We start from the raw sequence: 26,452 nt of genomic DNA, 5'->3' as shown, positions 1-26,452 counted from the left end.
GAGACAAATCGAAAGGGGCATGAATATAAAATATGGTTTTTGTTAATTAGAAATGAGTAAAAAGTACTTTTTTGAAAATTCGTATAGATTTTTACATTGCATTAACATATAATCAAAATTATCAAACAACTAACATTTGTTAAGTGTATTTGATTTTATGCTTAACAAATGTTTCAGGAGGTGTAAAGATGGTTGCTTTAATTATTCGTCGGGCCTTTCAATTAGTGTTTTTGCTTCTCGGAATTTCTTTCCTTGTATTTTCTTCTATGTACATTGCGCCCGGAGACCCGGCTTCGATTATCGGAGGGCCGACGGCAACTGCTTCAGATATTGAAGCAATTGAAGCTAATCTCGGATTGGACAAACCGTTCTTAGTGCAATATGCCAATTATCTGGGCAACGCAGTCCAAGGTGATTTTGGCTATTCTTATCAAACTTCTCAGCCTGTAGGGGATGCGATTGCGGTTCGGTTCCCCAATACGTTGAAACTGGCCATCGCGAGCATGATTGTAGCGGTCATTATTGGAATCATTACCGGCCTTGTATCCGCGCTTAAACAAAATTCGTTGCTCGATGTATCGGCTACAACGTTTGCACTTGCTGGAATTTCTATCCCGAACTTCTGGTTGGGGGCATTGCTGATTCTCGTTTTTGCGGTAAATCTCCAATGGCTGCCGGTAGGCGGGATGTCGCATCCGTTTTATACGGTAGATGGCATTAAAGAATTGATACTGCCGGCTATTACGCTCGGAACAGGTTCTGCGGCGATGATTGCCCGGATGACCCGGTCTTCGATGCTCGAAGTAATTCGGGCAGATTATGTACGGACAGCCCGGGCCAAAGGGGTTAAAGAAAAAAACGTCATTTGGATTCATACGCTGAAAAATGCCATGATCCCAATCATTACCGTTATCGGGCTGAACTTTGGATTTCTTCTCGGGGGAACCATTATTACCGAGAAGGTTTTTGCCATCAATGGAGTAGGGCGTTTAATGATTGATGCCATTGCAGCACGTGACTTTCCGATGGTCCAAGGGTCGGTGCTGCTGGTTGCCACATTGTTTGTTCTTGTGAATCTGATTGTTGACATTATTTACACTTATATTGACCCACGCATCAAATACGATTAAAAGGGGGGAATGCTATGACAACGGCTGAAGCGGTAAAAGCAAAACCGAAGAAAAAGGAGAAGGCCTGGCAAACCACGTTAAGGCGCCTGTTCAGAAACAAAATGGCCATAGTCGGCTTGATCGTCGTACTCCTCCAAATCCTATTGGCCGTTTTTGCACCGGTCATTACGGTGCATGACCCCATCAGACAAAATCTCGGCAGCAGCGAATTGCCGATGTTCAGCGACGGGCACTGGCTCGGTACGGACAACTATGGGCGCGACGTTTGGAGCCGGATTGTCTACGGCGCAAGAATTTCACTAGTGGTTGGTGCAGTGGCTGTTTCACTGGGATTACTGGGTGGCGTGATCCTCGGCATGCTGGCTGGCTATTACCGCAAACTGGATGCCATCATCATGCGTTTTGTTGATTTGCTGTTTTCATTTCCCGGCATTTTGCTGGCGATGCTGATTATCGCAATTTTAGGTACTAGCCTGGTAAATGTAGCAATTGCCATCAGCATCTGGTCGATTCCGACATGTGCACGGATTGTGCGCGGATCGGTGCTATCGGTCAAAGAAAAAGAATACATTATGGCGATGCGTTCAATGGGGGCTTCCAATTTGCGGATTATGGTCAAACATATTCTGCCGAACGTAACCGCACCGATTATTGTTTTCGCTACAATGCGGATGGCAACGGCCATTCTTTCTACCGCCTCATTAAGTTATTTGGGGCTTGGCGCACAGCCGCCTACACCGGAATGGGGCGCCATGATTTCGCAGGGGCAGGATTATATGTGGACTTCTCCGCATTTGACGATTGTTCCTGGCATTGCCATTATGCTGACGGTCTTTGCTTTTAATGTACTTGGCGACGGTTTGCGGGATGCGCTTGATCCGAATATGGACATTGAACAATAAAACATTGGGGGAATTTAAATGAAGAAACAGTGGCTGTTTTTACTCGCATTAATCGGAATGTTGATTTTAAGCGCGTGTTCAGGAAGTACGATTCCTGAAGGCGCGGAAACCGGCGGATCAAAAGATGCACCGGCTTCAGATGGAGAAAAAGAAGTTGTATATGCCTCTACTTCAGATGCGGTTGGACTTTCTCCGACGATGACAAATGATTCGGTGTCTTCGAACGTCATGACACAAATCTATGAAAACTTGTTTGAGAGAAATCCTGAAACGATGGAATTGGAACCTAAACTAGCCGAATCCTATGAAAACCCTGATGATTTGACGTGGGTCATCAAGCTGAAAGAAGGCATCAAGTTCCAGGACGGAACAGACTTTAATGCCGAAGCGGTAAAATACTCATTTGATAAATTGCGCGACCCTGCAACTGCAGCACCGCGTGCCTCTCTTTTAGAGCCGGTGGATACGGTAACTGCTATTGATGAAACGACTGTAGAAATCAAAACAAAATATCCATATGGACCATTGCTTGCAGCTCTTTCACACTCCAACGCTGCGATTATCAGCCCAACAGCAGACCAGAAACAAGACTTGATGCAAAATCCGGTAGGCACAGGGCCATTCAAGTTTGTCAGCTGGAACCAAGGCGATGAAATCGTGCTTGAAAAGAACCCCGACTACTGGAATGGAGAAGTTGCACTTGAACAAGTGAAGTTTAAAGTGGTTCCTGAAATCTCAACAGCCATTTCCATGCTGCAAACCGGCGAAGTGAACTTCCTGGATGCGTTGCCGCCGGAACAGATTTCCCGCATCGAAGGGCTTGAAAACGTAGAAGTGACGAAACAGGAAGGAACACCCGTCTACTATTTGACGTTCAACCACTCAAGAGAACGCAACCAAAATCCTGATTTCCGCAAAGCGGTAGCAAGTGCAGTCGACCGTGATGCTTTTGTGGAAAAATTGAATGGCTTAGGCGTCAGAAGCGACAGCATTCTTGGGCCGAAAGTATTTGGCTACACAGAAGAAGCGGATAATGCAGGAACTCCGTACGATCCAGAATTGGCAAAACAGCTGGTGCAAGAAAACGGCTTTGGCGACGAACCGATCAAATTGCTTGCAGCTAACCGCGACAATTTCATCTTGATGGCTGAAATTGTGCAATCCCAACTAACAGAAGCTGGATTTAAAGTTGAAATTGAAACGATGGAATGGGCAACCTTCCTGGATACAGCACGCGGAGGGGAATACGATATGACCTTCCTCAGCTGGTCAAACGTAACGAGCGACGGTTCTGAAATGTTCTACCCGAACTTCCATTCAGACAACGTCGGCAATTCCAACCGTGCCCAGTACAGCAATCCGGAATTCGATAAATTAGTAGAAGCGTCGCGCACGACAATTGTGCCGGAAGAACGCGAAAAATTCTTAGCGGAAGCGAATCAGTTTATGCTGGATGACAACGCAGCAATCGTGATGTACCACGGCGTCGTTACCTCCGCTACTGAAAAATCCATCAAAGGTTTAAAAGTAGATCCGAACGGCCAATGGAGTTTGGCAAACGTAACGAGAGAGTAGGGAGAATATGGCACAGACATTACTTGAAGTGAAAGATTTAGTAACCTCATTTCGTACAGCTGAAGGAACAGTACGGGCGGTTAAAGGAATTTCTTTTCATGTTGAAAAAGGAGAGACACTTTGCATCGTAGGAGAATCGGGGTGCGGGAAGAGTATAACGTCATTGTCTGTGATGGGGTTGCTGCCTTCGAATGGTTCGATAGAAAGCGGAGAGATCTTGCTCCACAACGAGCCTCTCCAAAATCTGTCACAGGAACAATTGCGAAAACTCCGCGGCAACCAAATGTCCATGATTTTTCAAGAGCCGATGACGGCGCTCAATCCAGTCTTGACGATTGGCTATCAATTGAGAGAGCCGTTGATGCTCCATCATAAATTGTCAAAGAATGAAGCAACGAAGCAGGCAGTGGAATTGCTCAACCAAGTCGGGATTCCGAATCCGGCAAAGCGTTTGAACCAATATCCGCATGAATTGAGCGGTGGCATGAGGCAGCGGGTCATGATTGCAATGGCCCTCGCTTGCCATCCAAGTCTGCTGATTGCGGATGAACCGACGACGGCACTGGATGTGACCATTCAGGCGCAAATCCTTGATTTGATCAACGACTTAAAGGACAAGCTGGATATGGGTGTTCTGTTGATTACACACGATATGGGTGTTGTAGCGGAAGTGGCAGACCGGGTGATGGTCATGTATGCCGGACAGAAAATTGAAGAAGGGCCCGTGGAACAGATTTTCAATAATCCGAGCCATCCGTATACAATCGGATTGCTGAACTCTGTGCCGAATGTGGACGATCCGGAATTCGAACTTGAACCAATTCCTGGCAATATGCCCGGCTTAAATGAAGATATTCCAGGATGCCGCTTCCATCCCCGCTGCAAATTTGCGATGGATAAATGCAAAGTCATGGTGCCTCCCGAATTCCACCTATCCGATGGCCATTCTGCCACTTGCTGGCTGAACGAAAAGGAGGCTGAAACAGATGAAAACAATGGACGAGTCGTTATCAAAGCCTAAAATTCTCTTGGAATTAAATGACGTTAAAAAATATTTTCCGATCAAAGGCGGCATTCTGAAACGCGTCCAAGGGAATGTCAAAGCTGTGGAGTCTGTCTCATTAAAGCTTTATAAAGGAGAAAGTCTGGGAGTGGTTGGGGAATCGGGCTGCGGGAAATCGACGCTCGGCCGAACAATTCTGGGCCTTGAAGAACTGACAGCTGGAAAAATAAAGTTTAATGAGCAGGAAATCCAGGATTTAAAGCGAAAAGAGAAGAAGAAGTTCGTAAAAGAAATGCAGATGATCTTTCAAGATCCTTATGCTTCTTTAAATCCACGGCAGCGAATAGGCCATGCACTCGATGAAGTGTTCCGGATGCATACCAATATGTCAGCGCAGGAGCGAAAAGATGCCGTACTTGATCTGCTGAAAGAAGTGGGGTTGAAAGCTGAACATTACGACCGCTATCCCCACGAATTCAGCGGCGGGCAGCGGCAGCGGATCGGCATTGCCCGGGCAATCGCTTTAAACCCTTCGTTCATCATTTGCGATGAAGCCGTTTCCGCTTTAGACGTATCCGTTCAAGCACAGGTCTTAAAACTATTAAAGACTTTGCAGGAAAAGTATAATTTGTCTTATCTGTTCATTTCACATGATTTAGGAGTTGTCCGTTATTTCTGTGACCGGGTTCTGGTAATGTACCTGGGGCACACAGTAGAAATGAGCGATGTGACAAGAATCTTTAATCATCCGCTCCACCCTTATACCCGCGCATTGCTGTCGGCTATTCCAAGGCCGACGATGCAGGCGAAAAGAGAACGGATTCGATTGGTCGGCGACATGCCAAATCCGTCGAACCCGCCAAGTGGATGTGTATTCCATACACGCTGCCCAATGGCGCAGGAAATCTGCAGCGTCGACAAACCGGCGTTCATCGAGCATGAAAAAGATCACTTTGCGGCATGCCATTTTGCAGGAGAATCATTGAGCCGGGTGCTGGGGTAAGTCCCAGCAGTCGGCTATTATTTTGAAACTGGAGGAATTTCAATGGACTATTTACAGCACCCTTTCGATGCCAAACGGCACACAGCATTTTCAAAAAAAGGAATGGTGGCAACTTCCCAGCCACTCGCGGCTCAGGCTGGAATTGAAGTGATGCGAAACGGCGGCAACGCAATTGATGCGGCCATCGCGACAGCAGCGGCTTTGACGGTTGTCGAACCGACATCCAACGGCATTGGCGGAGACGCCTTTGCACTGGTTTGGGTAAAAGATAAATTGCACGGATTGAACAGCTCAGGCCCAGCGCCGAAGAGCATTTCAGTTGAAGCGGTGAAAGCATTGGGACATGACAAAATGCCGGTGCACGGTGTGGTGCCTGTTACAGTCCCTGGAGTTCCAGCGGCCTGGGCGGAACTGTCAAGAAAGTTTGGGAAACTGCCGCTTTCAGAAACCTTAAAGCCTGCGATCCGTTACGCAGAAGAAGGATATCCGTTGACGCCGATCCTCGGGAAGTACTGGGAACTGGCGTATGACAAATTTAAAACGTCCTTTACTACGGAAGAATATCAGTCGTGGTTTGACACGTTCGCACCGCACGGAAAAGCTCCTGAAATCGGTGAAATGTGGTCATCTCCTGGACATGCTTCTACTTTAAGGGAAATTGCTGAAACGGATGGCCGTTCTTTCTATGAAGGAAAGATTGCGGACAAAATCGATGCATTCATGAAGCAGCACAACGGCTTTTTGGCAAAAGAAGATCTGGCGGCCTTTAAACCGGAGTGGGTGGATCCGGTCTCCACAAATTACCGTGGCTATGACGTCTGGGAAATTCCGCCGAATGGCCAAGGCATGGTGGCACTGATGGCGTTGAATATTTTCAAGAACTTAAATGAACCAAAATGGCAGTCGGCTGAGACGTATCACGAACAAATTGAAGCGATGAAACTTGCTTTCACGGACGGCAAAGAGTTCATTACAGAACCCGAAGCGATGCCGGTAAGTGTTGAACACCTGCTTTCGGACGATTATGCGAAGCAGCGGGCAGCCACAATTGGGACCGAGGCTTCTGATCCGGTTCCGTATGAATTGCCAAAAGGCGGTACAGTTTATTTAGCAGCGGCGGATGAAGAAGGAAATATGATTTCGTATATCCAGAGCAATTATATGGGCTTTGGATCGGGCATCGTGATTCCGGGCACCGGTATCGGGCTTCAGAACCGCGGAGCTGATTTTTCGCTGGAAACGCAGCACCCGAATGTATTGAAAGGCGGGAAACGCACCTATCATACGATTATCCCGGGCTTTCTGACAAAAGAGGGCAAACCGGTCGGCCCGTTCGGCGTGATGGGCGGTTATATGCAGCCGCAAGGGCATTTCCAGGTGGTCACAAACACAGTAGATTATCTATTGAATCCTCAAGCGGCACTTGATATGCCGAGATGGCAATGGATGGAAGGCAAAACGATTTTAGTGGAACCGAACTTCCCGAATTATTTGGCTCAGGCATTGGCCCGGAAAGGGCATGCAATCCAAGTGGCAACCGACGGCGGTGCTTTCGGCCGTGGACAGATCATTTGGCGTAATCCGGAGACGGGGGTACTGGCTGGCGGCACAGAATCCCGTACGGATGGATCGGTTGCTGCTTGGTAACAAATAAAAAAATGCGGGAAAAGTCGTCCGGAACCTCCAGCCTGAAGGTGAATGCCGATATTTTTGCCGCCTTTTTCCGCGTCGGCATGTTAGGTTTTGGAGGAGGGCCTTCTGCAATCCCGCTCTTTCATACAGAAGCCGTCAAAAAATATAAGTGGATGACTGATGATGAATTCGGCGATACATTGGCGCTTGGCAATACAATGCCGGGCCCTATAGCGACGAAGATGGCCGGATACATCGGCTACCGGGTGAACGGCATCATTGGAAGTATTGTCGCTTTGGTTGCTGTAACGGTTCCAACCGTCCTGCTGATGATTTTGCTGCTTGGCGCATTGCAGCAGTTTAAAGGAGTGGAATGGGTCAATAACATGTCAGCGGCAGTCGTGCCGGTGGTCGGGGTGATGCTCGCAGTCATGACCTGGGATTTTCTGAAAAAATCGGGCCAGTCACTCGGCTGGGCCCGTGCCGTTTTATTTGTATTGATTGCAGCTGTGTTAATGGAAGTGCTGAATGTACATCCGGTCTTTTTAATAATTTCCATTTTATTGATTTCCTTACTGTCCTTTAAGAAAGGAGGAGGAGCGTCGTGATTTACTGGTATATCTTTCTGGCGTTTTTCATTCCCGGCATTTTGGGCTACGGGGGAGGGCCGGCTTCTATTCCGCTGGTCGAAAAAGAAGTGGTCGACCGGTATGGATGGATGACCACCCAGGAATTCGGTGAAGTGCTGGCGCTTGGCAATGCTTTGCCTGGTCCGATTGCCACCAAAATGGCCGGTTATATCGGGTATATGGAAGGCGGCATTCTGGGCTCCGTCATCGCATTGTTTGCATCTGTGGCGCCTTCTCTTATTTTAATGATTCTGCTCATGGTGACTTTGCTGAAATACAAAGATTCACCAAAGGTGAAAAATATAACGAAATTGATTCGGCCGGTGATTGCAGTGCTTCTCGGCGCCATGACGCTCCAATTTTTCATGACGTCGGTCGATACATCAGGCAGCGTGCAGACCGTCATTCTAATCGTGATCAGTTATTGGATGCTTGAAATCCGTAAAATCCATCCTGCATTTGTCATCCTGCTGGCACTTGCCTACGGCGGAATATCAGGATTTTTATAAAAGAAGAAAACTATTCACACATGATGCGGGTGCAGACTGTAGACAAAGTATAAATGAATAGAAATGTATAAACCCAACCGGGCTGGCCACTTCGCTTTCCGTGGGCTCAGCCTCAGTCTCCTCGTCGCTGAAAACCATGTGCTCCTGTTTCTGCATCGCTTCGCTAGCTTCGAAACATGAAAGAGCGTTGCATCGCTGCGCTAGCTTCGTCGCAGGGCCTTCAGCTTTCGTCGCTCCGTCGCGTTGCTCCTTCACTGCTCCCACAGGAGTCTTCGTGGCCGAACCGGCTGGGGTGTCTCTCTTTGCTTCTAAAGTGAACGATAAACCGAATGACGCTCAATTTTTTAGTTGCAGTAGAAAAGCGACACCTTTGGATAGCTTCACTTCTAAGATCCGAAGTGAAGGCCGGCGACTCCTGCGGGGCAGCGTAGCGACGAAGTGCCGAAATCCACTCGGGACGCAAGTTCCGAGTTAGTTCGGCGCGAGCCCGCGGAACGCGTCCGGCTGAAACGGAGGATCCGCGATTCCCTGTTGTCTGTTCATTCATTTCTCATGCGTAAAAATCTTTTGTCTACAAGCTCCATCCGCACATGATGTGGATGGTTTTTTGTTTAGAGCAGATTTCTTTACAATAGTAGATCCGCTCCTTATTATAGGATAATGCGGACAAAGATTGTCCTCGTTAACAGGATTGAGGTGAACTCCATGCACATGAAAACTGGCGTTGAACAATCGGTTTACGCCATACTTTTACTGAATATGCTTCCGGAAAAGGCTGTGTTGCCTGGCGAAGCGATCAGCCAGCAATTGAATGTATCCACGAGCTATTTCCAAAAGCTGCTGCGAAAGCTGGTCAGCGCGGATTTGATTTCTTCCGTGCCTGGAGTAAAAGGCGGCTTTAAATTAAAGAAAAAACCCGAAGACATTTGCGTATACGATATATATTTGGCAATTGAAGGGAGGCAGTCGCTTTATTCGCCGAGCGGCATTTTAGGCGATATGCTGGAGCTTGAACAAGAGGAAGACTGTTGTTTGCTGTCTGACTTGATGGAAGAAGCGGAGACTGCCTGGAAGTCGGTTATGAAGCGAGAAACGATTGCAACCTTGGCTGAGAAAATGAAAGAACAGCGTTTTTTGCTAAAAACTGAGACATTGAAGCAATGGCTTCAGGAAAAAATGGTTGCCTGAGATAACGAAAGGGTGAAGGTCATGATTGCAAGCATTTCCCGTATTAATGAATTAGCAAAAAAATCTAAGGAAGCCGGCTTGACGCCTGCTGAAAAAGTAGAGCAGCAAGTGCTCCGAGAAGATTACCTCCGGGAAATCCGCGGGCAAATCGAAAATACGGTCACCAGCCTGAAAGTACTAGATCCTTTAGGCGATGACGTGACGCCGGAGAAAGTAAAGAACGAAAAAATGCTCCGGCAGCAATAAAAGGAATTTACACATGGGCAAGTTTCTTAGCCCCATAAACTAATTAAAGAAAGATGTGAAAATAGATGAATGATTATTTAGTAAGAGCTTTAGCTTATGACGGACAAGTGCGTGCTTATGCAGCGCGGACAACGCAAACGGTAGGAGAAGCGCAGCGCCGCCATTATACGTGGCCGACCGCTTCAGCGGCTCTTGGCCGTTCCATGACTGCCAGTGTAATGCTTGGTGCCATGATGAAAGGCGAAGAAAAATTGACGATTAAAATCAACGGCGGAGGTCCACTGGGGACGATTCTGGTGGATGCCAATGCAAAAGGCGAAGTCCGGGGCTATGTCTCGAATCCGCAGACGCATTTTGACTTGAACGAACAGGGGAAACTCGATGTCAGACGGGCAGTCGGAACCGAAGGGACTCTTTCAGTATCAAAAGACATCGGCTTAATGCAGCCATTTGTCGGACAAGTGCCGATTGTGTCAGGCGAACTGGGAGAAGACTTTACCCATTACATCGTGACGTCCGAGCAAGTGCCGTCGTCCGTTGGCGTCGGGGTTATTGTAAACCCGGATAATACCATCCAGGCTTCAGGCGGTTTTATCATTCAGCTATTGCCGGGGACAAGCGAAGAAGTGATCACCCAAATCGAACAGCGCTTGTCGGAAATCCCGACGATTTCCAATATGGTCCGCGAAGGAATGACGCCGGAAGAAATTCTGGAAAAAGTACTTGGCAACAACAATCTAAAAGTGCTCGACAATATGCCCGTCCAATTCCAATGCCAGTGTTCACGAGACCGCATCCATAATGCGATTGTGAGCTTAGGCACTGCGGAAATCCAGGACATGATCGAAACAGACGGCCAAGCAGAAGCACAATGCCATTTCTGCAACGAAAACTACCTCTTCACAAAAGAAAACTTGGAAGATATGCTGGAAGCAATCAACTAATCAACCGATAATGGAACCATCCGCTGGAAGTACAAGCGGATGGTTTTTTTTACGTCAATTTCGAAAAAGCTTTTGATTGGTATTTCCTCCACGCTGTGATATATTTATCTTGAATTCGAGATAAGTTTCAGCTGCTTTGATTTAGGGAAAAGAAATCCGTGAGGCAGCTCCACTATTAGGAGGTAAATTTTATGAAACATATTTTTCAGCAAGGTTCCAACCCATCAAAACCGACTTTTCTAGTATTGCACGGAACAGGAGGCAATGAGCATGACCTTTTGCCGATTGCTTCGCATATTGACCCGGAAGCGTCTGTCTTAAGTGTTCGCGGCAACGTTTCGGAAAACGGCATGCTGCGGTTTTTCAAACGCCTTTCAGAAGGTGTGTTTGATATGGAAGATTTAAAGGCGCGTACAGAAGAATTGAACCAATTTATTGCAACAGCAGCTGAAGAACATGGCTTTGACCGCAGCAATGTCATTGCCATCGGCTATTCAAACGGCGCTAATATTGCAGCCAATTTATTGTTCACTTATTCGGATGCGTTGAAAGGAGCAATCCTGCATCATCCGATGGTGCCGAACCGCGAGACGCAGCTGCCTGATTTGTCAGGCATCCAAGTATTTATTGCTGCAGGCACGAACGACCCAATTTGCCCGGCTGAGGAATCCACTGATTTGGAGGAATTGCTCCAAAACGCGGGTGCTGCGGTTAAGCTGCACTGGGAAAACTACGGCCATCAATTGACCATGCCGGAAGTGGAAGCGGCAAAAGCATGGTACGATCAATTATAAAACCTTATGCCCCTTGTAAAAACAAGGGGTTTTTTGAAGTCTAGGAGGAGGGACGGTATGCAAAACAATCCGCTGATTCAACAACAGCTCGAAGCATGGATCCAGGAAAACAAAGGGCATGCTATATTAGGGACGACTGCGCAATACATACCGGCGCTCGGAAATGTCGATCCGAGTCTGCTTGGCATTTGCATGGTCGACGAAGACGGCCATTATTACTGCGCCGGAGACACAGACAAGGAATTTACGCTTCAAAGCATTTCAAAAGCGTTGACGTTTATCGCCTTAAGCTGCCATTACGGATTGGAATTTGTCCTTGAGCGGGTGGATGTGGAACCGACGGGTGAAGCTTTCAATTCAATTATCCCTTTTGAAATCCATCGGCCGAACAAGCCGTTCAATCCGTTTATCAATGCAGGCGCGATCACTGTTTCTGCGCTGTTGCCTGGACCAACCAGCCAGAAGAAATACGAGTACCTGCTGTCATTTTTAGAAAGCCTGGTTGGCCATCCGCTTGAGATGGATCAGGAAGTGTATGACTCCGAATGGAAAACTTCACACCGCAACCGGGCGCTGGCTTATTATTTGAAAGAAGCGAACTTTTTAGAGATTGAAGTGGAAGAGGCACTGGATATTTACATCAGCCAATGCTCCATTAAAATCAGTGTGAAAGATTTGGCATTGATCGGTTTGATCATTGCATACGATGGATACAATCCGATTACGAAAGTGAAGCATTTTTCGGACGAAATTGCCCAAGTGGCAAAAGTGCTGATGGTAACTTGCGGCATGTACAATTCTTCAGGGAATTTTGCAGCTCATGTCGGCATCCCGGCCAAAAGCGGCGTGTCCGGCGGAATCCTGGCGGCGGTACCGCCGAAACTGCATTCCCAAACCTATGAATTCCGGGCAGGAGCAGGAATCGGTGTATACGGACCGGCGATTGACGCGACTGGAAACAGTGCGGCAGGAACGATGATGCTCCGCCAAATTTCAAAAGAGTGGGATTTAAGCATATTTTAATATGGAAAGCCCATGAACGGCGAAGCGTTCACGGGCTTTCAGCTTGTTGAGAAAGATATAACTGATATTCCGCAACCCAGCTGTGCTTGCCGCGGGCGAGCCGCCAAGCCTCCTCAGCCGCTGCGAAAACCTTGTGCTCCTGTTTCTGCATCGCTTCGCTAGCTTCGAAACATGGAAGAGCGTTGCATCGCTGCGCTAGCTTCGTCGCAAACAAGTCTGCTTTGCAGCCTTGTTTCCTGCGGGAGCAGCACGAGCTGAAGCCCCTGGACGGAGCGCAGCGAAGGAAGCGGCTGAAGCCGTGCCCGCGGAAAGCGTCCACTTGGAGCAAAATGACTTAGAGCATGAATTGTTTCTCGACAGCCTGAAAGCCCATGAACGGCGAAGCGTTCACGGGCTTTTTTGCATTGAACCGGAAATTTCTTTTACGTGGAACGCTAAGCTATTAAGGTTTACAATGCATTCATATTTGTGTTCGTTTGCCCAATCCCTAAATTGCAAGGTGACCAAATGGGAGCTGACTGATTTGATTTCAGGTGCAATGATGTCGCCCGTTTCCTGATTTTCGAGTACTTGGGCAATTGCAGTACTGATTTGCTGGCTCGCTTCGTCCTCATGTTTGACAAGAGACAGCAGGACGCCTTTTTCCGGAAGCTGGCCGGTCGTTGTTTTGCTGGCTGTTAGGAATACGAGGTCCCCTGGCTGCAGTTCTTTCGGCTCAAGAGGGGCGCCTGAAACAGTCGTGAATGATGATGCTGCTGTCACTTCATAATAAGTACCGTCGATTAAAATGGCTTGATCGGAAGCAAGCTGGACCACACGCACCGAGCTGTAATCCACGAGTGGAATTTTCAGGTTAACGGCTTTTGAAGGAGGAATGCTTTCGGAAGAAACAGGCTGGGGTGCACAGCCTCCAAGTGCCATGGTAAAAAACAAGACAAAAAGAACTACTGCCAATTTCCCCATATCTTCCCTCCTCTTAAAATCAATTATAAAGATAGACGTCAAATTGGAAATAAAGTTACAAAAAAGAGGAATATTTTCAAAATATTTTTTAAATAAAGGTGCAAAGTATAAAACGAGGAATTTCTGTTGAACTTTCTTGGTTTTATTGACCTATTCATTTGCCAAAAATGTTTGAGAATATATCGGTCGGGTATTTCTTGAGTAGTAAGATTTTTCAACGATACACATCAAAAAATGGAGGTATCAAAAATGGCCAGCAATAACTTTATGGGGACGTTTGATAACGAAACAGAAGTGTTGAGAAAAATCGAAGAACTGAAAGCGCAGGGAATATCTGAAGATCACATGTACGTTATGGCGCATGACAAAGACCAGATTTCGATGGTCCGGGGACGCACCGATGTAGATTACAAGGCTACTGAAGGCGGCGGCTGGATGGATAAGTTTATGGGCTTTATGTCCGGCAATGAGCCTATCCGCCAAGCGTTTAACGACATGGGTGTAGACGGCAACGAAGCAGACCGTTACTATCAGGAAGTGCAAAACGGGAAAATCCTGCTGTTTGTGGACAAGGAAATTGGTGATTCCTATAACAACAGAACGGGAAGCGGCAGTTCTGCATATGGCGATCCAATGAAAAATACTTCGTCAGGTGCTGGAGCAGGCGCAGCATCAGGTATTGTAGGAGCTGATGATACTTCCCGCTATACAGGAGAAGATTCCGGTATGGTCGGTCGTGACGGCTTGACTGTGGATACCAATGAAGCGAACGATGTCAACTTCCATTCAGGACACAACTTAGTGGATTCCGATGAAACTTCCGCGTCTTCACGGCTGGACGACAGTGAATCGGCAGGAGTTGGCCGGAAGTCCGGAACAGGATTTGGCTTAGGGGCCGGAAGTTCAGTCGATGACGTTCCTTCACCAAGCCGCGATACAGGAGATTTCACTGCAACCAATGAAAGCCGTTATGGAGACACAGACCGCGCAGGCGGAATGGGAACCAGTGGCGGAGGACTTGATGGAGTAGACAGAACGAGCACAAGCGGCGGATTGACGAATGCAGGTGGCCTTGGATCAACAGGAGGAGTACGCGACAGCCATAGTTCGACTGGTGACTTCACCGACCGTGACCGGACCGATAGAGATTTTGTGGATTCGGATCGCGACCGGACCGACCGTGACTTTATGGACAACGACCGCAACCGGATGGATACGGACCATGACTTTGCAGATTCAGATGAAGAACGGATGCGCCTTCACGAAGAACGCCTGCAGGTCAATAAAGACCGTGTGCAGACCGGAGAAGTAAATGTCGGCAAACGTGTTGTTGAAGACAATCAAACAATTGAAGTGCCGGTTGAGCGGGAAGAGGTCTATGTAGAACGCCGCCCGGTAAACGAAGAAGTTGATGGAGATTCACATATTGGCAGAGATGCTTATCAAGAAGGGGACAATATCCATATTCCATTAACGGAAGAACGGGTAAATGTCTCAAAAACGGATGTTGTTAGTGAAGAAATTGTAGTAGGCAAACGGAAAGTACAGGACACTGAAGTCGTCAAAGAAACCGTCCGCAAAGAAGAAGCGGATATCGATGATGACAGTGATCTGGGTACAGACGATTTTGACCGCAACCGAACAGATCGACGCTAAAGCAAAATCAGGGCGGGGATTTCCCCGCCTTTTTGTGTGGAAAAAAAGCGGGAATAGCGTATCATGAAAGTAAGGCAGGAGGGATAAAGATGGACGGCAAAAAAAGAAGCGACGTTAAACCGGGTTTAGAAGTCAATATTGTGCTAAAGCAGGATCAACGAACCGGCAAAAAAACACGGGGAATTGTCAAAGACCTTTTGACGAATTCCGCCACGCATCCGCATGGCATCAAAGTAAGGCTTGAAGACGGCCAGGTTGGGCGCGTAAGCGAAATCCTCAGCGGTACTGACAAATAATTCATAAGCTCAAAGGACCCGAATTAGCGGGTCCTTTTTCATCTATTTTTTATGCTAGAATAGAGTATCGTTTATTTATTGAAGAGAATTTTTTTCGATTTGCAATTGAAACTGCCAGACCTTTCTCCCGGTAAAGGCGGCGAGAATCATATTGTCTGTTTAAATAAGATCATGCACCGAAAATGCGAAGGAGTATCGTATGAGCAATTTTTTTGAACGCAAACAAAAACAACTCGGAGTGGAACTGAACAAAATTCAACGCAAAGCCGTCGAGCGGACAGAAGGGCCGCTGCTCTTATTAGCGTGTCCCGGATCGGGCAAAACAACAACGATGATTATGCGTGTTGGGTATTTGATTGAAGAGAAAAAAGTTCAGCCGCACCGCATAAAAGCCATCACGTTCAGCAAGGCATCTGCCATCGATATGCAGGAACGCTATAAACGTTTTTTCCCAAAGCTAGCACCGGTTGATTTCTCGACGATCCATAGCCTCGCTTTCCAAATCACGCGGGAATACTTTGCGGAATCCCGTTACGTAATGATTGAAGGCAGCGAATCGCACGGCCTTCATAAAAAGCGGCTGCTGCGTGAAATGTTCGAAACGGAAGTCGGAGAACCGATTACCGAAGACCAGCTGGATGAATTGACTTCGTTCATCAGTTTTGTGAAAAACAAAATGACCCCAAGGGAACAATGGAAAAAGTTAGATGCGCCTTTTGAAGGGGCAATTGAGATCTTAAAGACGTACGAGGCATTTAAAGAAAACTACGATGTCCGCTTGGTCGATTTTGATGATATGCTTTCCCTCGCAAATGAAGCGCTGGAAAAAGATGCGGATCTGCTTGCGAAGTACCAGAATCGCTGGGATTATGTCATGACCGATGAAAGCCAGGACACTTCGATGATCCAGCATGCCATCGTGGAAAAACTGGTGGCCCGCCATAAAAACCTGTGCGTGGTCGCAGATGATGACCAGTCGATTTATACATGGCGTGCTGCAGAACCGACTTATTTGCTGAAATTTAAAAATGTGTATCCGGACGCCTATGTGATGAAAATGGAGCGCAATTACCGCTCCTCCAAAAACATTGTAGAGGCCGCGAATTTATTCATCAAAACGAACAAAAAGCGGCACGACAAAAACATGTTCACCAAGCAACCGGAAGGAGATCCGATTGTCATCCGGCGCCTTGCTTCAGAGGAAGCGCAGTTGAAGTATGTGATGAAGGAACTGAAAGAACTGAAGCATTTTGGCGATGTGGCCATCCTTTACCGCAACAATTCCTCTTCGACACTTTTGATGAGTGAACTGGACCGCCTGGGCATTCCTTTTTATATGAAAGATGCGGACAACCGTTTCTTCTCGCACTGGATTGTGGAAGACATGCTGAATTTTATGCGCTTCAGCTTGAAGCCGGAACGCATTGATATTTACGCGAAAATTGCTTCGAAAACAAATGCCTACTGGTCGGGCAGCCAATTAAAGCAGTTGAGCCGCATGAAGCCGACGGTGAAAAACGCGTTCGATGAAATCAATTTGAACATTACGCTGAAGGACTACCAACTCAAAATTCTTGCCGAGCAGAAAAAATGGTTTGATGCATTGAATGGCATGAAACCCCTAAAAGTGATTCGGACAATCCGGGCGGATCTGGGATACGATCAAATGCTTGCGAGCCGTGCTGAAAAATTCGGTATGCGCCTGCAGTATTTGGAGCAGATCTTAATTACGCTGGAACAAATTGCCGAACCGCTTTCAAGCATGACTGAATTTGCGAAAAGATTGAAGGAATTGGAGCAAGTCACCCAAAATGCAAAAGCCGAAAAAACCGAGGACATGCTGACTTTATCCACTTTCCACAGTTCCAAAGGCTTGGAATTTGAACGGGTGTATATGATTGATCTGGTGGAAGGCATCATCCCGACCGAGGAAGATGCAGAAAACCCCGACACCTTGGAAGAAGCACGGCGGTTGTTTTACGTCGGCATGACGCGTGCCAAAAAGCATTTGGAACTGATTAGCTATGACAGCGAGTCCCGCTTTGTGGATGAAGTGCGGGATATTGTAGTGCCGGAGAAGTCGGTAGCCCAAAAAACCCGGACGGTCGCTAAGACACCGATTAAAGTGGATGTTCCGGATAACCCGAATGCCGCTAAGAGGGAAGATGAACTTTTGGAAGGGGCAAGAGTTCGCCACCGTGTTTTTGGCACGGGCAAAATCATTGAACGGGATCATGAGCGCATCTCGATCCAATTTGCCAAAGAGCGGAAAGAATTGCTGATTGATATTTGTTTGAGCTATAAGTTATTGGAAGTACTGGATTAAACACAACAGTTTTAAGAACGCGGAGATGGGAAAATGAGGATTAGGGATTGGGATCGAAGTTTAAAAGTTCGCCTGGTAGGCGAATTTTTTATGAACACAAGTTATTGGATGGTATTTCCATTTCTCGCGATTTATTTTGCAGATGAATTCGGAAAAGGGACGGCCGGGCTTTTGCTCGTCATCTCGCAAGTTTTTTCAGTGGCGGCTAATCTGGTAGGAGGGTATTGCGCAGACCGCTTCGGCCGGCGCGCGATGCTTGTATTTGCATCGGTTGCCCAAGGCGGGGCATTTTTGCTGTTCGCATTTGCCAACTCGCCGTGGCTTGAATCGCCTGAGCTAGGGTTTATCGCCTTTACGTTGGCAGGCATGTGCAGTTCGCTTTACTGGCCCGCCAGCCAGGCGATGATTGCAGACGTCATTCCGGAGAAGTACCGGAGCGATGTCTTTGCAATCTTTTATACGACACTTAATATTGCCGTCGTCGTCGGGCCGTTATTTGGCGCGGTGCTGTTCTTCACGTACCGTTTTGAACTGCTGCTGGTTGTAGCGGTAATTTCGATGGTGCTGGGCGTTATTCTTCGGCTTTATACAAATGAAACCTTGGCACGGGAATTGGCGGACCAATGGGCAACGGAAGAAAAAACCGGTTGGCCGGCAGCTGTCGCTAAGCAGTTTAAGGAATACGGCCTTATTTTCAACGATCGCCTGTTTTTGCTTTTTGTCATCGCTGGCGTTTTGGTGGCACAAACGTTCATGCAGCTGGACTTATTGATTCCGGTTTATTTGAAAGAAACCATCGATGTCCAAACGATTGCTTCTTTCTTCGGGAAAGAATGGACTGTGACCGGTGAAACGTCTTTCGGTTTTCTGCTGTCTGAAAATGGCTTGCTGGTGGCATTGCTGACTGTAATCGTAACGCGGTGGATGACGCAATTTCCGGAGAAATGGGTCTTTTTCTTATCCACTCTTCTTTACGCAGCGGCCATGCTATTGTTTCCGCTTACGTCGTGGTTCTGGATGTTTGTCGTCGCGATGGGGATTTTCACTTTTGCCGAACTGATGGTGGTGGGAGTACAGCAAAGCTTTATCTCGAAACTTGCACCAGAAGATAAAAGGGGGCAGTATTTTGCAGCAGCCAGTTTGCGCTATACGATTGGCCGGATGATTGCACCGCTTTCCATCCCGATGACGGCGTGGTTTGGATTCGGTTGGACATTCGCCATCTTGGCGGCTTTAGCTGTGATCAGCGGATTTGTTTACTTAGCGATGTTTCGGTTGTTTGAAAAAAGGCCTTCCCATTGAGGAAGGCCTTTTTATTATTCTTTTTTCACTAAGCGTAAAAGCATGTGGGCTAACATATGGCGTTCTTCTTTTTCCCCTACGCTCCATAATTGCTGTAAAACATATTCTTCGCGGTTTTTTGGATCTTCATTTTTTGCTAAGTAATCGGCGACTTTTTCAGTGATTTGGGCCAAGCGTTCTTCGCTCAATCCCATCTTTTCGCCCAATTCAACTTTTGAGCTTAAGTATTGTTTGAAGTGTTCAAAATTCGCTAAAATATCCTCCTTTTTTTCGTTATCGAAGGATTTTAGTTTGTCATCTACTTTTTTATCGATATTTTCCATTTTAGTCACACTCCTTATATTTTTCTTGCACTACCTGTTTACCTCACACAACTTCTTTTAAACGTCTGAATAATTAAAATAGTAATTGATTGACTGTTTAACGAAAAAGACTTAGGGTATTGAGATAAGTAGGATGGATTTTAAGGAGGATGATGAATGTATGACATTATACGACGAAATTCAGAAACTCAAAGCTTTCAATTGTGAAGACCGCTGTGTTTTAAGTGTGTATCTCAATACGAACCCCGCCGATTTGAATGCGCAGAACGGGGCGTGGAAAATACACCTTAAAAATGGACTGAAGCGGATTGAGGAATATATAACAGCCTCCCAAAATGAGAAAGAACTTAAAACCTATCAATCTTTAAGAAAAAAAGTTGAACGAGAAATTAATGACCATCGAGATGACCTCAACAAGGGCGTTGTAATTTTTGCGTCTCCACAGGATGATCTGTGGTTTGTGCATTATGTGCAAGTGCCCGTTAAGACAAGCTTCCATTGGGAAAGTGCACCGGTACTGGATGAGTTGAGATATATGTACAAAGCCTATCCATATGCGGGAATTGTGCTGCCAAGCTTCAAAGGCGTTCGAATCTTGGATACTTCCATGGGAATCATCAATGAAGAAGTCTTTGAAGAATTCGATTCAGGATTGGATGTCTGGAATGAACAGAAAGGCGTCCATTCTGCTTCCCATACAGCGGGCGGCAGCACAGGATCTTTCAATGCTGGAAGCCATGTTGGAGGCAACTCGGGAAGTGCAGCAGACGACTTCAACTGGCGCATGAAAGAAAACCTGGAACGCTTCTACAAAGATATGGCAGGAAAGATTGAAAAAATGAAAAAAGATCGCCATTGGGACGAAGTCCACGTTGTTGGCGAAACTGAACAAGCTAAAGCTTTTGCTAAGGGATTGCCGAAAAAACCGGCGAGCTGCATCTACAAAAACTTGGCTAATGCTAATCCGAGCCAGATTATTCATGAAGTATTTGAAAAATAAGATTAAAAGGCCCCAGCACAGTGCTGAGGCCTTTTGGTTTTTATGGACGGGGCTGCGGACAAAACGTGCAAGTGGCAAAAGCCGGGAGTTTCTTATACAGGCAGCAGGTCTTCCGCAGCGGACCCGATACGGCTTGCTCCAATGAAGCAGTCCCCATCAATTTTTGCAGATAGGAAGTTTTAATCGGTGCCCAATTGCTTGGTTCGAGCAGCCAGTCGATGTCTTCGGCAGTTCTTCTCGGCTCTCTTTTTTCCAAAGTGGCGTAAAACCAGACAACGGAGCCGAGCACATTTTCCCATAGGATAAGGGGAGAAATTTTCACGTATTTTCGAAATTCCTTGATCAGGCTATCCACTTGCTCCGTTAAGATGAAATGCATCGCCTCCTGCCGGTTTTCAGGAGAAACTGGCGTATAGTGGCGTGAATCAATATGTGTTTGAAGCAAATTGAACCCGTAATTATGTATGCGGCCAAATTCGATGTCTTTCCATGAACAGGCGAAGTAGCCATTGTGAAAAGTAAGCAAGTCGAATTGTGCAGAGATGAAAAGGGCATATTGGCGGAAAAAGTAAGAGACAGCTACGCCGTTATTGTCCGTGCCGCTCCATTGTTTGGTTTCTTCGATGAGTGTCTCGAAATCGGAAGACAAACGGGAAGCGGGGGGACGATCAACAGCGATGGATTGAGCTGCTAATTTATGTTTCAACTGAACGGGAAATTCCACAAGTCCTTCCTCCTTTATTTTTCATGCTACGGCAAAAGGAAGTATTTGCAAAGTGATAAGCCAATCTTATGGTAATTGATAAATACAATCATCTTTTCTTTATAGAAGAAGTTAGCTACCCTAAAGTAAAGAAGGGGTGAAAAAATGGAATTTACAATCGGCAAAATTGATCATGTACAAGTTGCAGCACCAAAAGGCAAGGAACAGGAAGCGGTTGATTTTTATGCAGGCATTCTCGGCATGAATGAAATTGAAAAACCGGATGCTTTAAAAGGCAGAGGCGGCGCCTGGTTTGAGTTTGGCTCTTATCAATTGCATGTCGGTGTGGAAGAACCGTTTTCGCCGGCCAAAAAAGCACATCCCGCTTTTAGAGTGAACGGGTTTCATGCGCTTCAGGAGCATTTGGCTGCAAACCACTATGAAGTGAAAAACGACACCAGCATTCCGGAGGTTCAGCGCTTTTTCGTTTCCGACCCATTCGGCAACCGCCTGGAATTTCTGGACAGCGAATCATCAGCTGGATAACAAAAAACGCTCCGCATCAGCGGAGCGCTCATTTTTTTACGGGGCAGTAGGGACATTTGTCGGTATCCGGCAGATCTTTGTACAAGCAGCACGTAATGCGCTGATAATCCGCTTTTGATTCTTCAAGGCTGCGCCCGCCAAGAAATTGCCGGAAAGGGGATTTACGCATTTCGGGCTGCCAGATGGCGGAATCCAGAAGAGCGGCTGCATCCTGTTCCGCTTGTTCCGACTCGAGCATGCCGTACATCCAGATGGCGTATCCCCAGATATTTTCCCAAAGAATTAATTTCGAAACGTGTCCGACTTTCCGGAAGGCTTCCACCACAGGAAATGCATAGTCCTTTAAGACTTTTTCCAAATCGCCTTCTTTGCGGCTGCGGACAAAGCGCTCGTCAATTTCGAATGCAATGCCGCCTTCTGTCCTTACAAGATAAACGGCATCAAGCGGCCCTTCCCACATCTTGCCGTGGGCGAGCAGGTAGAGCTGAGCGGTTATAAAAAAGCCGAAGCGCCGCATGAAGATAGACGATGCTACTGCTTCAGTGGATGCTCCGGTTTGTAATTTGATTTCAGCGGCCAGTTCGGGATAATGGCTGCCAAGGCCTTGCTGCATGGTCATAAAGCCATGCGCATCTTCCCGGACTTTCACCTGGCAAAGCTCAAGTTCTTTCATATCAGGCTCCGCTCTTTGCTTGGCGGAGTTCCGGTACGATGCAGCGCCCTCTGCCGAATGGAACACAATGCGGCGTGCCGAATAGTGGGTCTTTGGAAACTTGGCATTCCATTCCGAAAACAGAACGCACAAGGTCGCAATTGATGACATTTTCCGGAGTTCCTTGGCCGAAAACTGCCCCATCTTTAATGGCGATGATATTGTGTGCATACCGGGAAGCCAGGTTCAGGTCATGCAGTACCATAATGATTGTGCGGCCGTGCACTTCATTCAATTCAAACAGCAGATCCAGAATTTCAATCTGATGCGTCATGTCCAGATAAGTGGTAGGCTCATCAAGAAGAATGATATCGGTATCCTGGGCAAGCGTCATGGCAATCCATGCACGCTGGCGCTGGCCGCCGGACAGTTCATCGACCGGCTTGTCGCGGAATTCATCAACGCGCGTGGCCTTCATGGCAGCTTCAACTTTCTCAGTATCTTCTTCCGTCCAGCGCTTCAGCCAGGATTGGTGGGGATAGCGGCCCTGTTTTACCAGATCATGCACCGTCAAGCCTTCCGGTGAAACAGGAGACTGTGGCAGAATGCCCATTTTCTTTGCCACTTCCCGTGAAGACAGCTTGTGGACTTCTTTGCCTTCCAGCAATATAGAACCTTCGTGAGGTTTAAGTAAACGCGCAATCGAACGAAGCAGTGTGGATTTGCCGCAGCCGTTGCTGCCGACAAATACTGAAATTTCGCCGCGCGGAATGGATAAGTTCAGGTTTTCAAATAATAAATTTTCGTTATAGCCAATTGACAAGTTGTTGGTTTGAACAGCCGTCGCCATTGTGCAATTCCTCCGCATCTTTTTCCATAAGTCGAACTCAATGCAACATCTTATTACGGCTACTATATCATAAATTCATGATAAATGAGAACGATTTTCATCTTATTTCACAAAAATCCTTTACAATAAAGTGTACAAGCACTAAAATTATACTTATTGAGAACGGTTATCAAATAGCTGGGAGGCTTACCTATATGAAAAAGAAATGGATGTTGTTGACGGCAATGGTTTTGCTGGTTCTGTCAGCTTGTTCGTCTGCTGGTGAAGAAACGGCCACTAACGAAGAGGCTGCAGGAGAACCGGTGACAATTACCGGTACGAACGGAGAAGTGAAATTGGATGCGCCTGCAAAAAAAGTGGTCGTGCTGGAATGGACATATGCTGAAGACTTATTGGCTGTAGGCGTTCAGCCGGCAGGCATGGCAGACATCGCTGAGTATGGCGATTATGTCAATATCGAGCCCCAATTGGATGAAACGGTAGTAGACGTTGGCGGGCGGCAAGAACCGAACCTGGAAGCCATCGCCGCGATTGAACCGGATCTGATCATTGGAGTAAGCTTCCGCCACGATGCGATGCTTGCAGAACTGGAAACCATCGCCCCAACGGTCATCTTCAATCCGTATCCGGAAGATGAAAGCATTGACCTTTATCAGGAAATGGAAACAACGTTCAAGGAAATTGCCAAAGCGGTAGATAAGACAGCTGAAGCGGATCAAGTCCTGGCTGATCTTGAAAAAGAATACGAAGCAAGCGCTGCTGAAATTGAAGCAGCCAACTTGAAGACCAAAGATGTAATTTTGACTTTGGCATACACCGGCCCGCAAGCTCCTGAAATCCGGGTGTTCACGCCGAATTCAATGGCTTCGATTATTTTAGACCGCATCGGGCTGAAAAATGTCCACCAGCCGGATCAATTTGAAGTGTTCGGTTCGAGCACATTCAACGTGGAAGGCTTGGTCAAGTATGAGAATGCCAATTATTTATACACGGTTCCTGACGAAGACAATATTTACGAAAACCAGCTGAAAGGCAATCCGGTATGGGAAAACCTGGCGTTCGTAAAAGAAGGACGCACCTATGACCTAGGGGCGGATACATGGCTATACGGCGGTCCGTTGTCAGCGAAAACCTTAATGGACCAGATTACAGATGTGATGGTGAATCAATAATGTCCGGGAAGTTAAAACAGAAGTCCTTTGTCTCGCTGACAGGGGGCTTTTTCCTGCTTGTAGCGCTGTCAGTTATTCATTTGACGCAAGGGCAAGCAGATTACACAATTTCAGAACTGCTGACCGGCGTCTGGAGCGATGGCCGCATCCAGGATATCGTGACGTCGCTGCGACTGCCGCGGCTGGCTATCGGAATTGTGGCGGGCGGCGCATTGGCCGTATCCGGTGCGGTTCTGCAAACCTTGACGAATAATCCGCTGGCGTCTCCAGGCACACTCGGCATCAATGCAGGAGCCTTTTTCTTCGTCGTCCTGTCCATGATTTTCTTTCCGAATGTATTGGGGGCTTTTCCTTTTATCACAGCGTTGCTTGGAGCCGTCCTTTCTTCTGTCTTGGTAGTGGGGCTCGCAGGCAAAGCGATGGAGCCTGTGCGTGTGGCTTTGACCGGAATGATTATTTCGCTTTTATTTTCTTCGTTAACCGGTGCGATGCAGCTGCTTTTTGAGAATGAAACGAACGGCTTGTTCCTATGGGGATCGGGCACGCTTGTCCAGTTGAACTGGGAAGGGGTCCGTTTTGCAGCGCCAGTTGTCCTGGTGCTTTTTATCGGATCGTTGCTGCTGGCAAAGCCGATGGATATTTTATCGCTTGGAGAAGATATCGCGTCATCTCTTGGTCAGAATGTCCAGGCAGTAAAACTCGCGGCGTGGGGAGTGGCAATCATCCTCTCCGCTGCCGTTGTCAGTGTAGTGGGGCCGATCGGCTTTATTGGGCTGATGGCGCCACATATTGTCCGCATGATGGGCATACGCGGCCATCTGCAGATTTTCATCCATTCGTTTTTATGGGGCAGCGTCATGCTGATCGGTGCCGATGTATTGGGCCGTTTGATCCAGCCGGGCCAGGAAGTGCCGGTCGGCGCAATGACGGCGCTGATCGGCGGTCCGTGGCTATTGTATTTGGCTTGGAAGACAGCTAAATCGCTGAAACGCGGCGACCGCCAAGTGGGAGGGACGACAAAACCGGTTCGCTTATCGGTCTTGGTGCCGATTTTAATTCTTTTAATTCTTGGAATTACCGTACTGGCACTGAGCTTTAACGGGACTGCGTGGAACTTCGCTTGGCTGGAGCCGGTCGTTTGGAATTTCCGGGTTCCGCGCGTTCTGACTAGTTTTATTGTCGGCGTCATGCTGGCGCTGACCGGCGTTATTTTACAAGGCGTGCTCCGAAATCCGTTGGCAGATGCCGGCGTGCTTGGCGTCACCTCAATGGGAGGAGCGGGTGCGATGCTCTTGCTCGTTGTTTTCCCGGCTGTTCCGCCGGCCTTTTTGCCGCTTGGTGCAACGCTTGGCGCTTCTTTGGCACTGGGCATCATTTTAGTCACCGCCTGGAAAAATAATTTCCAGCCAATGCTTGTTGCGTTGATGGGGATTGCGATTTCGGCGTTCGGTTCGGCGGCAACGCAGGTATTTGTCGTCAAAGCGAAACTGGCAGTGGCCAGTGCGCTTGTTTGGCTGTCGGGAAGCACCTACGCGAAAGGCTGGGACGATGTGCAGCTCGCCTTGTTGTTGTTTGCGCTATTTATCTGGCCAGCCGTTTACATTACACGCAGCTTGGATACGCTGACGTTTGGAGATGACGTAGCTGCCGGTCTCGGATTGAATGTAAGATCGACCCGGGTATGGGCGCTGGTTATCGGAGTGGCCATTTCCACCGCGGCCGTTTCAATCGTAGGAACGATCGGCTTTATCGGCTTGGTAGCTCCGCACATCGCCCGCCGGATTGTTGGCTTCCGCCACTTGCCGTTGATGCTGGCATCCGGTTTGATCGGAGGGCTGCTGCTTGTCACCGCTGACTTTATCGGCCGCATCCTGATTGCGCCGAAGGACATCCCGAGCGGCTTGATTGTGGCTTTGATCGGAACCCCTTACTTGCTGTATTTGCTGCGGAAAATGAAATAGAAAAGGCTTGCCGAACCGGCAGGCCTTTTTTGTCGTTCTAAAAGTGGCTATGAGCGGTCGAGCAGGTTCTATGATCACTCACTCAAAAAAACTGCCCGCTTCGGAAAGCGGACAGCTTTTTGAT

26 protein-coding genes are annotated in these 26,452 nt (G+C 47.5%); 21 read left to right on the top strand and 5 right to left on the bottom strand.

Annotation, left to right across the window (positions count from 1 at the left end; genetic code table 11):
* The first annotated feature begins 188 nt into the window (after positions 1-188).
* The 13 genes from nikB to glsA all read left to right on the top strand — a co-directional run bounded on the left by nikB (position 189) and on the right by glsA (position 12,578).
* The gene (nikB, locus tag QWY22_RS16405; protein WP_300981895.1) at positions 189-1,130 is read left to right on the top strand and encodes a nickel ABC transporter permease; all 942 of its coding nucleotides are present in this window, start codon (positions 189-191) and stop codon (positions 1,128-1,130) included.
* A gap of 14 nt (positions 1,131-1,144) precedes the next feature.
* Positions 1,145-2,032: an ABC transporter permease gene (locus tag QWY22_RS16400; RefSeq protein ID WP_300981894.1), complete on the top strand. Its 888-nt coding sequence runs from the start codon at positions 1,145-1,147 to the stop codon at positions 2,030-2,032.
* Between the two features lie 18 nt (positions 2,033-2,050).
* The gene (locus QWY22_RS16395) at positions 2,051-3,607 is read left to right on the top strand and encodes a glutathione ABC transporter substrate-binding protein (protein WP_300981892.1); all 1,557 of its coding nucleotides are present in this window, start codon (positions 2,051-2,053) and stop codon (positions 3,605-3,607) included.
* A gap of 7 nt (positions 3,608-3,614) precedes the next feature.
* Positions 3,615-4,628 carry an ABC transporter ATP-binding protein gene (locus tag QWY22_RS16390; protein WP_300981891.1) on the top strand — a complete coding sequence of 338 codons (1,014 nt, stop codon included), beginning with the start codon at positions 3,615-3,617 and terminating at the stop codon, positions 4,626-4,628.
* Entirely contained in the window at positions 4,594-5,613 is a 1,020-nt protein-coding gene (locus tag QWY22_RS16385; RefSeq protein ID WP_407072323.1) for an ABC transporter ATP-binding protein, read from the top strand. The genes QWY22_RS16390 and QWY22_RS16385 overlap by 35 nt, the downstream gene beginning before the upstream one ends.
* A gap of 42 nt (positions 5,614-5,655) precedes the next feature.
* Positions 5,656-7,260, top strand: a complete 1,605-nt coding sequence (locus QWY22_RS16380) for a gamma-glutamyltransferase family protein (RefSeq protein WP_300981890.1) — start codon at positions 5,656-5,658, stop codon at positions 7,258-7,260.
* An 11-nt stretch (positions 7,261-7,271) separates the two neighbouring features.
* Positions 7,272-7,853: a chromate transporter gene (locus QWY22_RS16375; RefSeq protein ID WP_300984417.1), complete on the top strand. Its 582-nt coding sequence runs from the start codon at positions 7,272-7,274 to the stop codon at positions 7,851-7,853.
* Positions 7,850-8,383 (top strand): chromate transporter, encoded by a 534-nt coding sequence (locus QWY22_RS16370; protein ID WP_053165236.1) that lies wholly within the window; start codon positions 7,850-7,852, stop codon positions 8,381-8,383. Before QWY22_RS16375 ends, QWY22_RS16370 begins: the two co-directional genes overlap by 4 nt.
* Positions 8,384-9,088: 705 nt before the next feature.
* Positions 9,089-9,571, top strand: a complete 483-nt coding sequence (locus QWY22_RS16365; RefSeq protein ID WP_300981889.1) for an RrF2 family transcriptional regulator — start codon at positions 9,089-9,091, stop codon at positions 9,569-9,571.
* A gap of 21 nt (positions 9,572-9,592) precedes the next feature.
* Positions 9,593-9,817, top strand: a complete 225-nt coding sequence (locus tag QWY22_RS16360; protein ID WP_300981888.1) for a DUF896 domain-containing protein — start codon at positions 9,593-9,595, stop codon at positions 9,815-9,817.
* A 65-nt stretch (positions 9,818-9,882) separates the two neighbouring features.
* Positions 9,883-10,761 carry an Hsp33 family molecular chaperone HslO gene (hslO, locus tag QWY22_RS16355; RefSeq protein WP_036805554.1) on the top strand — a complete coding sequence of 293 codons (879 nt, stop codon included), beginning with the start codon at positions 9,883-9,885 and terminating at the stop codon, positions 10,759-10,761.
* 191 nt (positions 10,762-10,952) lie between these two features.
* Positions 10,953-11,555 carry an alpha/beta hydrolase gene (locus QWY22_RS16350; protein WP_300981887.1) on the top strand — a complete coding sequence of 201 codons (603 nt, stop codon included), beginning with the start codon at positions 10,953-10,955 and terminating at the stop codon, positions 11,553-11,555.
* A gap of 57 nt (positions 11,556-11,612) precedes the next feature.
* Positions 11,613-12,578, top strand: coding sequence for a glutaminase A (gene glsA, locus QWY22_RS16345; protein ID WP_300981886.1), 966 nt, complete (start codon positions 11,613-11,615; stop codon positions 12,576-12,578).
* A gap of 387 nt (positions 12,579-12,965) precedes the next feature.
* On the opposite strand, the gene QWY22_RS16340 is transcribed toward glsA, so the two are convergent.
* Positions 12,966-13,541: a hypothetical protein gene (locus QWY22_RS16340; protein ID WP_300981885.1), complete on the bottom strand. Its 576-nt coding sequence runs from the start codon at positions 13,539-13,541 to the stop codon at positions 12,966-12,968.
* A 249-nt stretch (positions 13,542-13,790) separates the two neighbouring features.
* Here QWY22_RS16340 and QWY22_RS16335 point away from each other — a divergent pair, with 249 nt between their 5' ends.
* The 4 genes from QWY22_RS16335 to QWY22_RS16320 all read left to right on the top strand — a co-directional run bounded on the left by QWY22_RS16335 (position 13,791) and on the right by QWY22_RS16320 (position 19,121).
* Positions 13,791-15,197, top strand: coding sequence for a DUF2382 domain-containing protein (locus QWY22_RS16335; protein WP_300981884.1), 1,407 nt, complete (start codon positions 13,791-13,793; stop codon positions 15,195-15,197).
* An 89-nt stretch (positions 15,198-15,286) separates the two neighbouring features.
* Positions 15,287-15,493 (top strand): YwbE family protein, encoded by a 207-nt coding sequence (locus tag QWY22_RS16330; protein ID WP_300981883.1) that lies wholly within the window; start codon positions 15,287-15,289, stop codon positions 15,491-15,493.
* Positions 15,494-15,692: 199 nt separating this feature from the next.
* On the top strand, positions 15,693-17,819 hold the full coding sequence (locus tag QWY22_RS16325; protein WP_300981882.1) for an ATP-dependent helicase: 2,127 nt from the start codon (positions 15,693-15,695) through the stop codon (positions 17,817-17,819).
* Positions 17,820-17,852: 33 nt separating this feature from the next.
* The gene (locus QWY22_RS16320; protein ID WP_300981880.1) at positions 17,853-19,121 is read left to right on the top strand and encodes an MDR family MFS transporter; all 1,269 of its coding nucleotides are present in this window, start codon (positions 17,853-17,855) and stop codon (positions 19,119-19,121) included.
* Positions 19,122-19,135: 14 nt separating this feature from the next.
* On the opposite strand, the gene QWY22_RS16315 is transcribed toward QWY22_RS16320, so the two are convergent.
* Positions 19,136-19,444 (bottom strand): DUF3243 domain-containing protein, encoded by a 309-nt coding sequence (locus QWY22_RS16315; RefSeq protein WP_036805574.1) that lies wholly within the window; start codon positions 19,442-19,444, stop codon positions 19,136-19,138.
* Positions 19,445-19,604: 160 nt separating this feature from the next.
* On the opposite strand from QWY22_RS16315, the gene QWY22_RS16310 reads away from it, so the two are divergent.
* On the top strand, positions 19,605-20,444 hold the full coding sequence (locus QWY22_RS16310) for a VLRF1 family aeRF1-type release factor (RefSeq protein WP_036805576.1): 840 nt from the start codon (positions 19,605-19,607) through the stop codon (positions 20,442-20,444).
* Between the two features lie 40 nt (positions 20,445-20,484).
* On the opposite strand, the gene QWY22_RS16305 is transcribed toward QWY22_RS16310, so the two are convergent.
* Positions 20,485-21,168: a hypothetical protein gene (locus tag QWY22_RS16305; protein WP_300981879.1), complete on the bottom strand. Its 684-nt coding sequence runs from the start codon at positions 21,166-21,168 to the stop codon at positions 20,485-20,487.
* 144 nt (positions 21,169-21,312) lie between these two features.
* On the opposite strand from QWY22_RS16305, the gene QWY22_RS16300 reads away from it, so the two are divergent.
* On the top strand, positions 21,313-21,693 hold the full coding sequence (locus QWY22_RS16300) for a VOC family protein (protein WP_300981877.1): 381 nt from the start codon (positions 21,313-21,315) through the stop codon (positions 21,691-21,693).
* Between the two features lie 28 nt (positions 21,694-21,721).
* Here QWY22_RS16300 and QWY22_RS16295 read toward each other — a convergent pair whose 3' ends face one another.
* Entirely contained in the window at positions 21,722-22,366 is a 645-nt protein-coding gene (locus QWY22_RS16295) for an IucA/IucC family C-terminal-domain containing protein (protein ID WP_300981876.1), read from the bottom strand.
* A 1-nt stretch (position 22,367) separates the two neighbouring features.
* Positions 22,368-23,195, bottom strand: coding sequence for an ABC transporter ATP-binding protein (locus QWY22_RS16290; RefSeq protein ID WP_300981875.1), 828 nt, complete (start codon positions 23,193-23,195; stop codon positions 22,368-22,370).
* Positions 23,196-23,389: 194 nt separating this feature from the next.
* Between QWY22_RS16290 and QWY22_RS16285 the strand changes: the two genes are divergently transcribed.
* Positions 23,390-24,367 (top strand): ABC transporter substrate-binding protein, encoded by a 978-nt coding sequence (locus QWY22_RS16285; protein ID WP_300981874.1) that lies wholly within the window; start codon positions 23,390-23,392, stop codon positions 24,365-24,367.
* Positions 24,367-26,328: an iron ABC transporter permease gene (locus QWY22_RS16280; protein WP_300981873.1), complete on the top strand. Its 1,962-nt coding sequence runs from the start codon at positions 24,367-24,369 to the stop codon at positions 26,326-26,328. The genes QWY22_RS16285 and QWY22_RS16280 overlap by 1 nt, the downstream gene beginning before the upstream one ends.
* Positions 26,329-26,452: the final 124 nt, after the last annotated feature.

It is taken from the genome of Planococcus liqunii, from assembly GCF_030413595.1.
GTDB lineage: Bacteria > Bacillota > Bacilli > Bacillales_A > Planococcaceae > Planococcus > Planococcus liqunii.
Note: the sequence above shows the minus strand (reverse complement) of the source record. Positions and strands in the feature narration are given on the sequence as shown.

Excerpts from the sequence above, each read along its gene's own strand:
- QWY22_RS16400 (WP_300981894.1), top strand. The coding sequence starts at position 1,145 with ATGACAACGGCTGAAGCGGTAAAAGCAAAACCGAAGAAAAAGGAGAAG.
- QWY22_RS16395 (WP_300981892.1), top strand. The coding sequence starts at position 2,051 with ATGAAGAAACAGTGGCTGTTTTTACTCGCATTAATCGGAATGTTGATT.
- hslO (WP_036805554.1), top strand. The coding sequence starts at position 9,883 with ATGAATGATTATTTAGTAAGAGCTTTAGCTTATGACGGACAAGTGCGT.
- QWY22_RS16360 (WP_300981888.1), top strand. The coding sequence starts at position 9,593 with ATGATTGCAAGCATTTCCCGTATTAATGAATTAGCAAAAAAATCTAAG.
- QWY22_RS16325 (WP_300981882.1), top strand. The coding sequence starts at position 15,693 with ATGAGCAATTTTTTTGAACGCAAACAAAAACAACTCGGAGTGGAACTG.
- QWY22_RS16290 (WP_300981875.1), bottom strand. The coding sequence starts at position 23,195 with ATGGCGACGGCTGTTCAAACCAACAACTTGTCAATTGGCTATAACGAA.
- QWY22_RS16350 (WP_300981887.1), top strand. The coding sequence starts at position 10,953 with ATGAAACATATTTTTCAGCAAGGTTCCAACCCATCAAAACCGACTTTT.
- QWY22_RS16280 (WP_300981873.1), top strand. The coding sequence starts at position 24,367 with ATGTCCGGGAAGTTAAAACAGAAGTCCTTTGTCTCGCTGACAGGGGGC.
- QWY22_RS16375 (WP_300984417.1), top strand. The coding sequence starts at position 7,272 with ATGCGGGAAAAGTCGTCCGGAACCTCCAGCCTGAAGGTGAATGCCGAT.
- QWY22_RS16310 (WP_036805576.1), top strand. The coding sequence starts at position 19,605 with ATGACATTATACGACGAAATTCAGAAACTCAAAGCTTTCAATTGTGAA.
- QWY22_RS16380 (WP_300981890.1), top strand. The coding sequence starts at position 5,656 with ATGGACTATTTACAGCACCCTTTCGATGCCAAACGGCACACAGCATTT.
- QWY22_RS16300 (WP_300981877.1), top strand. The coding sequence starts at position 21,313 with ATGGAATTTACAATCGGCAAAATTGATCATGTACAAGTTGCAGCACCA.
- glsA (WP_300981886.1), top strand. The coding sequence starts at position 11,613 with ATGCAAAACAATCCGCTGATTCAACAACAGCTCGAAGCATGGATCCAG.
- QWY22_RS16335 (WP_300981884.1), top strand. The coding sequence starts at position 13,791 with ATGGCCAGCAATAACTTTATGGGGACGTTTGATAACGAAACAGAAGTG.
- QWY22_RS16365 (WP_300981889.1), top strand. The coding sequence starts at position 9,089 with ATGCACATGAAAACTGGCGTTGAACAATCGGTTTACGCCATACTTTTA.
- QWY22_RS16320 (WP_300981880.1), top strand. The coding sequence starts at position 17,853 with ATGAGGATTAGGGATTGGGATCGAAGTTTAAAAGTTCGCCTGGTAGGC.
- QWY22_RS16330 (WP_300981883.1), top strand. The coding sequence starts at position 15,287 with ATGGACGGCAAAAAAAGAAGCGACGTTAAACCGGGTTTAGAAGTCAAT.
- nikB (WP_300981895.1), top strand. The coding sequence starts at position 189 with ATGGTTGCTTTAATTATTCGTCGGGCCTTTCAATTAGTGTTTTTGCTT.
- QWY22_RS16285 (WP_300981874.1), top strand. The coding sequence starts at position 23,390 with ATGAAAAAGAAATGGATGTTGTTGACGGCAATGGTTTTGCTGGTTCTG.
- QWY22_RS16315 (WP_036805574.1), bottom strand. The coding sequence starts at position 19,444 with ATGGAAAATATCGATAAAAAAGTAGATGACAAACTAAAATCCTTCGAT.
- QWY22_RS16390 (WP_300981891.1), top strand. The coding sequence starts at position 3,615 with ATGGCACAGACATTACTTGAAGTGAAAGATTTAGTAACCTCATTTCGT.
- QWY22_RS16295 (WP_300981876.1), bottom strand. The coding sequence starts at position 22,366 with ATGAAAGAACTTGAGCTTTGCCAGGTGAAAGTCCGGGAAGATGCGCAT.
- QWY22_RS16385 (WP_407072323.1), top strand. The coding sequence starts at position 4,594 with ATGAAAACAATGGACGAGTCGTTATCAAAGCCTAAAATTCTCTTGGAA.
- QWY22_RS16340 (WP_300981885.1), bottom strand. The coding sequence starts at position 13,541 with ATGGGGAAATTGGCAGTAGTTCTTTTTGTCTTGTTTTTTACCATGGCA.